The sequence below is a fragment of the Bacillus sp. VA13 genome (assembly GCF_055710085.1).
This window is the reverse complement of record NZ_JBVQPP010000001.1, coordinates 494,762-506,945: the sequence shown is the minus strand read 5'-3', so window position 1 is coordinate 506,945 and position 12,184 is coordinate 494,762. Positions and strand designations below refer to the sequence as shown.

14 protein-coding genes are annotated in these 12,184 nt (G+C 38.3%); 9 read left to right on the top strand and 5 right to left on the bottom strand.

Annotation, left to right across the window (positions count from 1 at the left end):
• Positions 1-28 precede the first annotated feature (28 nt).
• Positions 29-223 (top strand): hypothetical protein, encoded by a 195-nt coding sequence (locus tag AC0C66_RS02110; protein ID WP_061186341.1) that lies wholly within the window; start codon positions 29-31, stop codon positions 221-223.
• Positions 224-322: 99 nt separating this feature from the next.
• On the opposite strand, the gene AC0C66_RS02105 is transcribed toward AC0C66_RS02110, so the two are convergent.
• Both AC0C66_RS02105 and AC0C66_RS02100 read right to left on the bottom strand, forming a co-directional pair.
• Positions 323-685, bottom strand: a complete 363-nt coding sequence (locus tag AC0C66_RS02105) for a hypothetical protein (RefSeq protein WP_072566385.1) — start codon at positions 683-685, stop codon at positions 323-325.
• Positions 686-919: 234 nt separating this feature from the next.
• A complete protein-coding gene (locus tag AC0C66_RS02100; protein WP_072566384.1) occupies positions 920-1,042 on the bottom strand; it encodes a PhrK family phosphatase-inhibitory pheromone in 123 nt (40 codons plus the stop codon).
• Positions 1,043-1,385: 343 nt separating this feature from the next.
• Between AC0C66_RS02100 and AC0C66_RS02095 the strand changes: the two genes are divergently transcribed.
• The 3 genes from AC0C66_RS02095 (at position 1,386) to AC0C66_RS02085 (ending at position 3,756) form a co-directional block, all read left to right on the top strand.
• Positions 1,386-1,874, top strand: coding sequence for a DUF4944 domain-containing protein (locus tag AC0C66_RS02095; RefSeq protein ID WP_472973480.1), 489 nt, complete (start codon positions 1,386-1,388; stop codon positions 1,872-1,874).
• Positions 1,875-1,996: 122 nt separating this feature from the next.
• The gene (gene oxdD / locus AC0C66_RS02090) at positions 1,997-3,175 is read left to right on the top strand and encodes an oxalate decarboxylase (protein WP_088679195.1); all 1,179 of its coding nucleotides are present in this window, start codon (positions 1,997-1,999) and stop codon (positions 3,173-3,175) included.
• 278 nt (positions 3,176-3,453) lie between these two features.
• On the top strand, positions 3,454-3,756 hold the full coding sequence (locus AC0C66_RS02085; protein WP_041520976.1) for a hypothetical protein: 303 nt from the start codon (positions 3,454-3,456) through the stop codon (positions 3,754-3,756).
• A gap of 387 nt (positions 3,757-4,143) precedes the next feature.
• Here AC0C66_RS02085 and AC0C66_RS02080 read toward each other — a convergent pair whose 3' ends face one another.
• Positions 4,144-4,827 (bottom strand): SOS response-associated peptidase, encoded by a 684-nt coding sequence (locus AC0C66_RS02080; RefSeq protein ID WP_072183552.1) that lies wholly within the window; start codon positions 4,825-4,827, stop codon positions 4,144-4,146.
• A 256-nt stretch (positions 4,828-5,083) separates the two neighbouring features.
• Between AC0C66_RS02080 and AC0C66_RS02075 the strand changes: the two genes are divergently transcribed.
• The 3 genes from AC0C66_RS02075 to AC0C66_RS02065 all read left to right on the top strand — a co-directional run bounded on the left by AC0C66_RS02075 (position 5,084) and on the right by AC0C66_RS02065 (position 7,403).
• The gene (locus AC0C66_RS02075; RefSeq protein ID WP_072183551.1) at positions 5,084-5,800 is read left to right on the top strand and encodes an NPP1 family protein; all 717 of its coding nucleotides are present in this window, start codon (positions 5,084-5,086) and stop codon (positions 5,798-5,800) included.
• A gap of 154 nt (positions 5,801-5,954) precedes the next feature.
• Positions 5,955-6,386, top strand: a complete 432-nt coding sequence (locus AC0C66_RS02070) for a hypothetical protein (protein WP_072566379.1) — start codon at positions 5,955-5,957, stop codon at positions 6,384-6,386.
• Positions 6,387-6,629: 243 nt separating this feature from the next.
• A complete protein-coding gene (locus tag AC0C66_RS02065; protein ID WP_088679194.1) occupies positions 6,630-7,403 on the top strand; it encodes an acetoin reductase in 774 nt (257 codons plus the stop codon).
• 246 nt (positions 7,404-7,649) lie between these two features.
• Here the strand turns inward: AC0C66_RS02065 and AC0C66_RS02060 are convergent, their stop codons facing one another.
• A complete protein-coding gene (locus AC0C66_RS02060) occupies positions 7,650-8,687 on the bottom strand; it encodes a polysaccharide lyase family 1 protein (RefSeq protein ID WP_014114006.1) in 1,038 nt (345 codons plus the stop codon).
• A gap of 171 nt (positions 8,688-8,858) precedes the next feature.
• Here AC0C66_RS02060 and AC0C66_RS02055 point away from each other — a divergent pair, with 171 nt between their 5' ends.
• Positions 8,859-9,536, top strand: a complete 678-nt coding sequence (locus AC0C66_RS02055; protein ID WP_088679193.1) for a YoaK family protein — start codon at positions 8,859-8,861, stop codon at positions 9,534-9,536.
• A gap of 263 nt (positions 9,537-9,799) precedes the next feature.
• Positions 9,800-10,498, top strand: coding sequence for an expansin ExlX (exlX, locus tag AC0C66_RS02050; protein WP_072183200.1), 699 nt, complete (start codon positions 9,800-9,802; stop codon positions 10,496-10,498).
• A gap of 64 nt (positions 10,499-10,562) precedes the next feature.
• Here the strand turns inward: exlX and hpaB are convergent, their stop codons facing one another.
• A complete protein-coding gene (gene hpaB, locus AC0C66_RS02045) occupies positions 10,563-12,014 on the bottom strand; it encodes a 4-hydroxyphenylacetate 3-monooxygenase, oxygenase component (RefSeq protein ID WP_461845582.1) in 1,452 nt (483 codons plus the stop codon).
• Positions 12,015-12,184: the final 170 nt, after the last annotated feature.

The following is a 12,184-nucleotide window of genomic DNA, read 5'->3' as shown; positions in this document are numbered from 1 at the left end:
AGTAAAACTAATAAGATGGGATGGTTTTATGATTAGATCCATTACTTTGCCAGAGGAAAAAACGAAAATAACAGTTGGAAAACCAATCAAAAATGAGTCAAACGTTAAAGTTACTGCAATTTTTGACTATAGAGAAGAACCAGAGGAAGCTTTTTGGATACACTTATCTGATGGAAGTGAAATGTTTGTTGATGATCACAAAGTCTTTATTGAATACGAATAGAGAAAGTATTAAAATGAACAAGCAGTTGAATCACTTCCTGCGCATGTTAGCTTGAAATTGTAAAGATAAAAACTGTCACACCTAAAAAAAGCACCCCAGTTAATCATTAAAGCCGTTAATTTCAAAATTTTCTATGTCGAGATTTATGTTTTTCAATTGTTTCAACAGAACTTCAAATTTTAAGCAACCACCATTTTTCAATTCTTCTGGAATATCTTCCGGATGAGCAATTTTCATCCCGGACTCAATCCATTGTTTGCGATACAATTGAAATGCAGCCTCAATTAAATGATCTGGAGTTACAATAAAGCCTAATCTTACATCATGATCCTCACTGTAGCCAAACTCAAAATCGCAACATGGACAAATGTCAAACGTTTTTTGATACTCGCCTTTATACAAAGGATTTTGACTTAATCCTTTATATCCGCAAATTAAACATGAATATAATTTTTCTCTCAAATTAATCCCTCTTTTATCTGTTGAAAATTCACGATCTTACCATTTTGTAATTCTGCTGATAAGAATTCATTGGTCTAATTATATACTGATAATAGGTACTTATCATTGAATAAAAATTATTCAACATCCATTGTTAGCTTGAACTTAATGCTGCTTAAAGTGTAGGAAGCTTGGAGTAATGGAAAATTAAAAAGCCCACTCTCATGAGGTGGGCTATATCGATTGATCATCCCCTTAACCTCCGAGTGGCCTTTCAGATACTTGGATGCTAGATGGTGTATCTGTACTCCATTGCGTTAAAGCTACTCCACTTAAAATCACAGTTAAAATAGACACGCAAAGAACTAGTTTTTTCATAAGATTCCCTCACCTGATTCATTTTCTCTGTCTTGATCGCAATATACCAATTTATTCAGCGCAGTAGCAACCTTTTCTAAAGCAATCTTGCTCACCAACTCCTCTTCTGAGATATTATCTTAATCATAGGGATTTTTGTAAAATAATGTAATGATTTTGAGGATTGTCAATGAGACAAAAATGCATGTAAGAGCATGTTTATAATTTTGTCTCTAACCCTTTAATTTAAGTTCAAAAAGTTTAGAGTAGCCATCTGTTGAATCACTGGCTCCTTTTTTATTTTCTTTTCAGTAACATTTTGATCACATTTTTCTACTAAAGAGTGAAGAAAGAGGGGAAAAACATGAGAAAAAAGAACAACATGAAAAAATGGCTGTTGATGATTGCTGCATTCTTGATAATCTGCATCGCAGCAATCACTGTAATGATCTCAGGAAACAAAGTGAAATATGAGGGTAGCGGAAGAAGCGGACTGTGGGTTTCTAACCTTGAAAAATCAGACATTACGTCAATTGGACCTAATTACTTTTTAAATTTGTATTGGCAGGGGAGTAAGAAAGACGAGAAAAGGACTGTTGTTGAAAGAATTACTCTGTATGTAGATGGCAAAAAGTATCAAGATGATAATATAGATGAGTACGACTCATCAGAATACACTGGTGAAGAAATGCCAGGGGGAGGACATATGGAGGACCACATCGCTACCTTTAATTATATGCCTGAAGATGCAGTGATAGGACATGATGTATTGGTGAAAGTGGAGTGGAAAACAGGCGAGAAAAAACAGACAGAAAAAATCAAATTACATAAGAAGCCATGGTATAAAAGATAGCTTATTTGATGAATAGATGACCACATTGGCGGTCACTTTTTTATTTGCGGAATTCTAGGCACAGCAATATGAAACCCTGCATAGGCTGGAATAAAAACTTGTTAATTTCTAAAACGAGGTGCTTGCTGTTGGAAAAACAACCAATCAATCATGATGACAGAAACGTGCCGCAGCCTATTCGAAGTGATGGAGCCGGAGCTATTGATGCGGGTCCGCGAAATATGATGAGGGATATTCAAAATCCGAATATACTTGTTCCGCCTCTTACAGACGAAGGTATGATTCCTAACTTGAGATTTTCATTCTCAGATGCTCCCATGAAATTAGATCACGGCGGCTGGTCACGTGAAATCACCGTCAGGCAGCTTCCGATTTCGACCGCAATTGCAGGAGTAAATATGAGCTTAACTGCGGGAGGAGTACGCGAACTTCATTGGCATAAACAAGCGGAATGGGCTTATATGCTTTTGGGACGGGCCCGTATTACCGCTGTTGACCAAGAAGGACGAAATTTCATTGCTGATGTTAGCCCTGGCGATCTTTGGTACTTTCCCGCAGGAATTCCGCATTCCATTCAAGGATTGGAACATTGCGAATTTCTCCTCGTTTTCGACGATGGAAACTTTTCTGAGTTTTCAACGTTAACCATTTCAGATTGGCTTGCGCACACGCCAAAAGATGTTCTGTCTGCAAATTTTGGTGTGCCGGAGAATGCTTTTCACTCTCTTCCTTCAGAACAAGTCTATATCTATCAAGGGAATGTGCCGGGATCAATCGCCAGTGAAGACATTCAGTCACCATACGGAAAAGTCCCCTTGCCCTTTAAATATGAGTTGTTGAATCAAACCCCCATTCAAACGCCTGGGGGGAGCGTGCGAATTGTTGACTCTTCCAACTTTCCGATTTCTAAAAACATCGCGGCAGCACTTGTTCAGATTGAGCCTGGCGCGATGAGAGAGCTTCATTGGCATCCCAATAGCGATGAGTGGCAGTATTATCTGACAGGGCAGGGACGCATGACAGTATTTATCGGGAATGGGACTGCCCGCACATTTGATTATAGAGCAGGCGACGTTGGATACGTGCCTTCTAATGCTGGACATTATGTACAAAACACTGGTACAGAAACGTTATGGTTTTTAGAAATGTTCAAAAGTGACCGCTATGCAGATATATCCCTCAATCAGTGGATGGCATTGACGCCTAAAGAATTAGTGCAAAGCAACTTGAATGCTGGATCAGTCATGCTCGATTCTCTGCGTAAGAAGAAAGTGCCTGTTGTGAAATATTCCGACACGTAAAGAAGTTAACCGATCTTACAATGGCTTTCACTATTGTTTAGTTAAAAGCTCAGTAAGGCTGAATGTGGCCATGCGTATTTCATTAAAATAAATAAACAGTTATTAAATCCCTATGTATACGTTATGTAGGGTTTTTCTGCTTGCATTGTATTGTGATGGGCTTTAAAATGTTCATGTGGAAATGATAACCATTACTGATTGACCATTTATAGCGGTTTTCAAAATATTTAATCAGTTGATTACGTAAAATGACAATGGCTTTAATACGGAGGGCGAGAATGAAAGCACTCACTTTCTTATCCAGTTTTACTGCTATTGGAATCTCAATATTGGGGCAATGGCTAGGAGTGTTGGATGATTCTTATGCTTTTGGTAATGCTTGGTTTGTAGGTGTTTTAGCTGGATTGATTACACTTCTAATTTTGATTGACAGTCAAGCCTTGACAAAAAGTTACATAGTAAGTTTAAGTACCATTTCAGGCATTCTGGGAGTAGGAATTTTATATCTTCCAGCTGCAATCATCAACATTTTTATTAGTATTAAATTGGACACGAAAAAGAAAGAAGTAGATCTTAATTGAAGATAAAAGATTCCTTAATTTCTTTCTTAGGTGGGGAAGTGTATGGATTTATCCACATGGGCTTATATCATATTTACAATCATGGGTGCTGCAGGTTTCGTAAGTTTAATGTGGTTCAGTTATTTTTCTGACAAAGCTGAAAAGTAAAGAGATTTTCATTCTAGATGCTACAATACCCTTTGCTGTTCTGCAAAGGGTTAGATGAATAAGCAATGTAAACCCCCATTGTCTGAAGGAGTTTACATTGCTTATTTATTTCTGTTTACATAATAATATTATTTTAAATCAATCGTATAAAATAACTAATTGTAACTAATTGATCTATGTACTAAATATTCATTATATCTAGGGTGGATTGGCATTAAGAAACAAAGCTTTGTTCTATCACTACATACGATTCTGTGCATCAAGAAGCTCAGGTGAATTATTTTTAGGTGAGTTCACTAATGGTGAAACCTCATATGCTTCCATGTCATCTGCATCATAAGGCAGGAGTAGGCTTTGCAGATCATCCGGATCTGTATTCAGAGGATTCAGCCATTCTTTTTCATGATCATGAGTCAATATAACCGGCATTCGGTCGTGTATATCTTTCATGAGTTCATTAGGCGTAGTTGTGATGATTGTACAGGTGTAAAGAGGGTCCCCTTGATGTGTTTTCCACTTTTCGTATAACCCGGCAAACGCAAAAAGAGCAGATGATTTCAGTTTGATCCGCATCGGAATTTTGGTTTTGGGATCAAGCCGTTTCCATTCATAAAAACTGTCGGCTGGAATGATGCAGCGTTTACTGACAAGCGGTTTTCGAAAGGCCGGTTTCTCGGTTATTGTTTCAGCCCGAGCATTGATCATTTTATAGCCGATCTTTTCATCTTTTGCCCAGGGAGGAATAAGACCCCATCTAAGCTTGCCTAGGCGATTATGTGATCCGTCATTGATGATTGCCAGGATGTTTTGTGATGGTGCGACATTATAGCTTGGATGGTATTCGTCTTTAGGCAAAAATTGATCGATGTCAAACTGGTCAATAATATCATCAAATGTAGAGAATAAAGTAAACCTGCCGCACATGTCCATCATCCTTTTTCGGGTTTTAGAATATTGTACAGGCTGGAAACATGAAAATCAAAAAGGCGAAACGGTTGCTGGCTAACAGTTGAATGTAAAGAAGCAATGTATTCATTCAATAGAGTGGCAGAACAATTGTAGAGATTATGTTTATTGGTTTTAAGATTCTGTAAACTTGATTGAATGGGGGTTCCATTATTTGTATAATGACTTTGCAGCTTAGGCTTTACATAACGAATGCGATAAGGAGGAAAATGAAATGAAGAAGATAGTGTTTGCTGTTTTGATGACATTTTTCGCTTTTATCAGCTTAGTTCCAACAGTTGATGCTGCTGTCATCGATCATGACAAAGTAGTAGGGTTCAATGAAGTGGCTCCAACCTCTGTTACTCAAAAAGCCGCAAAACGGTTCCAGCCGTATTTGAAGGTTTATAGCGGCTGTGTGCCCTTTCCGGCAGTAGATGCACAAGGCAATACGAGTGGCGGGTTACAGCCAACTGGAGCGCCTGAAGGGGGTTGCAGCAAACATACTGGACAAGTTTATTCACGTTCTACCTGGTACAATGATGTGTGGGCAATTATGTATGCTTGGTATTTTCCAAAGGATGAGGCTTCCCCAGGTTTGGGTCATAGACATGACTGGGAAGGAATCGTAGTTTGGATCGACAATCCGGCTAATCAAAATCCGAAAGTTTTATCAATTGCATACTCCGGACACGGAAAATTTACGAATGTTCAACCAAATGAAAGCAATATGAAGGATACACATCCATTAATTGCCTATGACAGCACATGGCCTTTAAATCATGAACTGCATATTAGTGATCATGCAGGGGGCACTCAGCCATTAATCGGGTGGGAAGACTTAACACCGGCAGCGAGAAATGCTTTAAATATAACGGATTTCGGTAAAGCGAATGTCCCATTTAATGATCCTAATTTCACAAATCACTTAGAAAAGGCATGGTTTAGATAATTCATAAAGTATGATGCTGGATTAGTCATTAGATTCATTCAGCATTTTCATGACAAGCTGAAGAAACTGACCCTAAAGACTTATTTAGTAAAGTTTATATTGATCAAAGTTTCCAATTCCAATATATTGAAATAAAAAGGTTGGAGGAAACGAAATGAAAAAGCTTTTAATGTTAATCTTAGCTTTGTTTTTGATGACAATCCATGCAGGGAATGCTTCAGCAGCTACTGTGAAAAATGAGGAAAAAGTTAGTTTTACGATGACAGAAAATCAAAAATCGTTCATGATGTATGATGAGTCAAATCCAAATAGGTTTCCGTCTCAGTTCGGGTACCGATTCACAATTTATGATGCAGAAGGATGCACAATTCATGCTAGAATGTTCCGCCTGTCTTTATCAGGATATGAAATCACGCTAAGTGAGAAAAATTTCACAGGCAACCATTTTGATTTAAGCGCAACTGATCAAGCCGAAGCAATGCCGTTCAAAAATCATTATTTAGAGCTAACGAAAGATCAAGACTGTGGAGAAGTGAAAGTTAAAGGTTTATACGGTTATCAGTTTGATAATGTATACGAATATTGATAAAAGTTTGAATGTGAAGGCCGATCTAAAACGTGGCCTTTTTTTACTGTCTAAAGATAAGAATGAAAAGGGCATTGATTCAATTGTTTTTTTATGCGCAGAAAGCTCTGATATGGGCATCTAGGGCGGGGAGCATTAGAGCCAAGCTTTCTTTTGTCTCTGCAGTTTAAATGAAGTAGAGAAAAAAAGATTTGTTAAAATAAATATATAGTCACGATAACTCATTGCGAAAGGGGAATGTTTATGTCCAAGACAGCGATAGTTACGGGTTCTGCAGGAGGATTAGGAAGAGGCATCGCAGAGCGACTATGTCAAGATGGTTTTCGTGTAGTGTTGCATGATATCAATGATGCACTGCTACATGAAACTGTTTCAGATTTCAAGGAGAAACAGTTTCATGTGATTGGAGTGAAAGGTGATGTATCGAAACGTGATGACCAATTCAATCTGGTTAAAGAAGCAGTAGATCAGTTTGGCCGTTTAGATGTTTTTGTAAACAATGCGGGTATTGAAGCTGTTTCACCATTTTTGGAGATAACAGAAGAACAGCTGAATAGATTATTTCAGGTTAACGTGAATGGAGTTGTCTTTGGCACTCAAGCAGCCGCTGATCAGTTTATGAAACAAAAAACAAAGGGAAAAATCATTAACGCATGCAGCATAGCGGGCCACGAATCATTTGACATGCTGGGCACTTATTCAGCGACGAAGCACGCGGTAAAGTCTTTTACACATTCAGCTGCTAAAGAACTGGCGAAGTATAAAATAACAGTGAATGCATATTGTCCCGGAGTCGCAAAAACGAAAATGTGGGACAGAATTGATGAAGAAATGGTGAAACACAGTGATGATTTGCAGCCGGGGGAAGCTTTTGAAAAATTTTCTTCGGAAATAGCCCTTAAAAGATATCAAACACCTGAGGATGTTGCTAATCTGGTATCATTCTTAGCTTCAGATGATTCAGATTACATTACAGGCCAGGCGATATTAACTGATGGCGGTCTAATTTATAGATGATAAAAAACAAATGTCATTCAAAAAGAAGAATCTATTTTGAAACTTTGTCATATGGATTCTTTTTACTTGCGATAACCTGATATAATAAGAAAGCCGGTTGAGAAGTTATTGTGAAAAAGAAAATACGCTTTTTGGTAAGATTGGTTTGACCGGCCCTTGACTTGAAGGAGTGTAACAAGATCGCTTAAAAATAGCCTATAAGTACAAAAAGAGGCTCGGCGTTTTTTTACGCAGGCCTCTTTTGTGTCAGTAGCCAAATACCAGAGTTGAACTTTGTGATCCGGCATATTTCGTGACAAATTCTTTTGTATACTCCGGCGTTTGGACACGGTAGCTGTAATTAGATCCGGGATTCCAGGAAGTCAGCGGAGAGGTTTGCTTGTTGAGAGAAGGGTAGCTGCCTGTATCCTTAAAATAACCAGTGCCCTTGTCATCGAGGATTCCGCCTTTTTCACTGCCTTTCCCAAAGTAATTATATTCGGAATATATTTTTGCTTTTGTGGCAATCGTAATCGCCTGATTAAAGTTGTTGCTGTAATTGTTTTTAACATGAAAATATCCGTATCTCATGAGACCCGGGCCTCTTACATACAAGTTCTCAAAATAATTGTTGGCGATTGTCATGTGAGGATAGCCGTCATATTGATGCTGTGAATCATCTGGGTATCCTAAAATCAAACCGTATTTATGATTCGCGAATTTTGAGTTGCTGATGGTGATATAATCTGCTGATTTTCCGATATACAAGAGTTTGTCCAAATCACTACCGCTTGCACTATAGCTGTGGCCTGAGAATGTGACGTGGTCAATCCAATAGTTGATGCCGGAATCTAAATAAAGCTGGATATCATTATTTCCATTTATCTGTGGACTGTGTTCAAATGTTAGATTTTGAAAAATGACGTTTCCAGAGGCAGATGAAGTTGTTAAGTAAATATTTTTTAGCGTTTTTTTCGCATAAGAGCCTACGAGTGTTTTATTTGAGCCAATGGTAACTGTTGTTTTCGAAGATGCGGAAAGATCATTTTGAAGCACTAAAATTTTTGGAGTGGATCCTCCTAGATGGGTTTTTAAATCATTTACGCTTTGAATGTAAACAATCTGACCGTTTTTTCCACCCGTTGTACTCGCTTTAGAAATGCCTTTTTCATTTTTAGCATTTCCGGCAAATCCTAAAAGGCCATTCGTTGAGGTATTTGGAAAATCGACGGCTCCAAACGCTTTTCCAGGCAAGAGAACCAATAACAAGCTGAACATGGCAAACCATAAACAAAATCGTTTCATCACAATATGCTTCCTTTCAAATGTAATAATTTCCTCTCAAGGATTATTATTACAGTAAATAAAAAGGAATGATAGGTTCTATCTTCCTAATTAATGCCGGGTTATTTAAAATACAGATTGCGCTAAAAGACACACCTAACAATTGAAACAGAAGAAAGGATTGATGCACCGTTGACTGCAGCAGCTTATCGAAACACCTTGCTTTCACTTTTATGTTTAACAGCTGGAATCGTGGATGTAATCGGGTATTTAAGCCTGGGACATGTGTTCACAGCGAATATGACTGGAAATATTGTATTATTTGGGTTAGCGATCGGCAAATCCCTTCAGGTTACAGTTTTTAATTCTTTGACTGCGCTAATCGGATTTATATGCGGCGTGATTATTTCAACACTGATGGTCGGAAAGGCAGAGAATACCCTTTGGCCTTCTGCTGTGACAAAAGCGCTGGCACTTGAAGCATTCATTTTGTTTGTCTTTGCTTGTCTTTCTTTTTATTCGGCTTTTGTTCCTGTATACATTCTTATTATTCTCTTGAGCATTTCCATGGGGATTCAAACAATAGCAGCTAAAAAGCTGGGGATCGCAGGTATTTCTTCAACTGTGTTGACCGGAACATTGGCTTCTCTTTTAGAGGATTTATCCGGCCGTTTGTTTTTTAAGAAGCAGAAGAAGACATTCTTAAGAGATGCTGTGTTAAGAGCGCTGGCTATTATCTTATATTGTGTGGGGGCTATTATTGTAGCTTTAGCTGAGCCTGATTTTTATGATATCATCATTTGGGTTCCGATTGTGCTGATATTTGGCATCATGATGACAGCTAAGTTGAAACTGAGCGGGGAAAAATAATAACTGATATCAGGCCAACAGCTCGTTTCATTTCGTTTATGGCTATGAGAATACAGCTCAGCAAATAAAAATAAGGAATTTGGCTGATGGGTATACTCATTCATTCGTATTGACTTTTTCATAAAAACCCTTCCTTTGATATATGAATGATAGTGAATCTGTCTTAAAATCATCTATGAATCTATTTCCTCTTTCAAACCAGATGGATTGAGTCTTATAATGATAATGATTCTCATTTGAAGTCTGGATTGAGGAGGAGATTTATGAAAAAGAATATCAGTGCAATTGTTGGTATGGTTTTGTTGATGATCTTTTGTTTTTCCCCGCAAGCTTCGGCAGCATATGACGACCTGCATGAAGGCTATGCAACGTATACAGGGTCAGGTTATTCAGGAGGAGCTTTCCTGCTGGATCCCATTCCTTCCAATATGGAGATTACAGCAATAAATCCTGCAGATCTCAATTACGGGGGAGTGAAAGCGGCACTTGCTGGCTCTTATTTGGAAGTTGAAGGGCCAAAAGGAAAAACAATTGTCTACGTTACCGATCTGTATCCTGAAGGCGCTCGGGGAGCTCTTGATCTGTCACCTAATGCCTTCCGAAAAATCGGCGATATGAAAGACGGAAAAATCAATATTAAATGGCGTGTTGTCAAAGCCCCAATCAGCGGCAACTTTACGTACCAGATCAAAGAAGGCAGCAGCAGATGGTGGGCTGCAATTCAAGTCAGAAATCACAAGTATCCTGTGATGAAAATGGAATATGAAAAGGATGGTAAGTGGATTAACATGGAGAAAATGGACTATAACCATTTTGTCAGCACTAATGTAGGGACAGGCTCTCTCAAAGTCAGAATGACTGACATCCGCGGAAAAATTGTGAAAGATACCATTCCGAAGCTGCCTGAAAGCGGCACGTCTAATGCATATACAGTACCGGGACATGTACAGTTTCCTGAATAAAAAATACGAAACAGCGGACCTTTCCCGCTGTTTTTTTCATTTCGTTACATGAAGAGATTAGATATCAATCATCAACATCTGCATGTAAAAACGCTTTAATCATGTTTACTTGCTGCTGCTTTGGATAACTGGTGTACAGTCTGCTTGAAATCCGAATAGGATCTCCGAAAAAGTATCTTTCGTAGTGTGTTTGCCTTGTTCCGAATGAACTCATTGTTAAATCCCACGCTAAGCGGAACATTTTCACACGCTCTTCAGCGTTTGTATTAGTTGCTTGTAGGTATTGGTCAAGATCTTCCCGTATCTCTGAGTCAAACGCACTTTCTGTCGGCAGCGTCACCATTCCGCTAGCGCCAATTAATTGTATGATTTCAGTAAATCGAGGATATAGAGCAGGAATGATCGTACTGATGACTTGAAGAGGAATCAAACTGGGACGCATATAGCCGTATTCATCTAACTGAGCATCATTTTCTGATTTGTCAATAAGTGCTTTAATTGTTTCCAATCCAACAATGATTTCAGAGAGCTTTTCTTGTATGTGCTGGTATTCAGAAACATTAATAGTGTCGACCAGAAGCTGTGCAACTCCTAATAGAAATTCAATTTTGATCATTTGCCTAATGACGACCTGGTGAAAGGTAAAGGCATGAAAGGAGCTTTTCGTCATAAAGTCTTTAGCTGCTTCAACATTATCGTAAAAAAACACACGATCCCATGGCACTAACACGTGATCGAAAACTACGATTGAATCCATTTCTTCATACTTTGAGCTTAAGGGATGATTAAAGGCAGAATCGCTTAATACAAATGATTCTCTTGTGATGAATTTGACACCTTTTGTATTAGATGGAATCGAAAATGCAAAAGCTTCATCCTTTTCAAAATAAAATTTCGGTGCCGAAAAAACCAAGATTTCATCAGTTAACCCGCCTTGAGTCGCAAGCAAACGTGCACCTTGTATAATTAATCCTTTTTCAGTTCTATCGATCACTTTAGCAGATATCGGTTTTTCACTTAGCACCAAATAGGACTGTGACCGGTTCACTTGGGGGGTAATGAATGTATGGGTAAAGGAAAGATCGTGTTTAGCAGCTTTCTGATACATGTCTAGAATATGTTCCGGAAAGCAATTTTCTTTATCTCTTAAAAGCTCTGATGAGGATGCAAAGCTCATCATGACCGTATTCATATAATCCGGACTTCTCCCCATCATTCCATGAGTATGTCTAGCCCAATGTTCTATCATGTTCCTTCTTTTTCTCAAATCACTTTTGGTTTTAGGCTGAAGATATGAGAGACCGATTCGATCAAGATCTCCAGGAAGGTGATAAGTCATTTCATTGATTAACTCATCCTTCGTTTGCAAATCATAAAGCGAGCTTTTCGTTTTGAGTATTCCTTTAAATGCAGGATGATCAGAAATGTTACCCTCTAATTTTTCGCCATCATACCATATTTCGTTTTCAAGTTTATTTAATCGGTCAATGAATTCTTTTCCATTGATGATCCCCATTTGGCGTTTCGCTCCTTCACATCATGCTGCGTATTGTATTATATTTTCGAAAGAACAGCCTGTTCAGCTAATTTGAGATAGGAAAAGCCTTTTTTAGTATGTCTGAATAAAAAGAGCAAATTGAAATACTATGTAGACAAGGCAGTAAATGTCTTTCGTGTTTTTCTGCA

Coding starts and splice junctions, on each gene's coding strand:
- AC0C66_RS02085 (WP_041520976.1), top strand. CDS start 3,454: ATGAAAGCACTCACTTTCTTATCCAGTTTTACTGCTATTGGAATCTCA.
- AC0C66_RS02080 (WP_072183552.1), bottom strand. CDS start 4,827: ATGTGCGGCAGGTTTACTTTATTCTCTACATTTGATGATATTATTGAC.
- hpaB (WP_461845582.1), bottom strand. CDS start 12,014: ATGGGGATCATCAATGGAAAAGAATTCATTGACCGATTAAATAAACTT.
- AC0C66_RS02095 (WP_472973480.1), top strand. CDS start 1,386: ATGAGAAAAAAGAACAACATGAAAAAATGGCTGTTGATGATTGCTGCA.
- AC0C66_RS02065 (WP_088679194.1), top strand. CDS start 6,630: ATGTCCAAGACAGCGATAGTTACGGGTTCTGCAGGAGGATTAGGAAGA.
- AC0C66_RS02070 (WP_072566379.1), top strand. CDS start 5,955: ATGAAAAAGCTTTTAATGTTAATCTTAGCTTTGTTTTTGATGACAATC.
- exlX (WP_072183200.1), top strand. CDS start 9,800: ATGAAAAAGAATATCAGTGCAATTGTTGGTATGGTTTTGTTGATGATC.
- AC0C66_RS02075 (WP_072183551.1), top strand. CDS start 5,084: ATGAAGAAGATAGTGTTTGCTGTTTTGATGACATTTTTCGCTTTTATC.
- AC0C66_RS02110 (WP_061186341.1), top strand. CDS start 29: ATGATTAGATCCATTACTTTGCCAGAGGAAAAAACGAAAATAACAGTT.
- AC0C66_RS02060 (WP_014114006.1), bottom strand. CDS start 8,687: ATGAAACGATTTTGTTTATGGTTTGCCATGTTCAGCTTGTTATTGGTT.
- AC0C66_RS02100 (WP_072566384.1), bottom strand. CDS start 1,042: ATGAAAAAACTAGTTCTTTGCGTGTCTATTTTAACTGTGATTTTAAGT.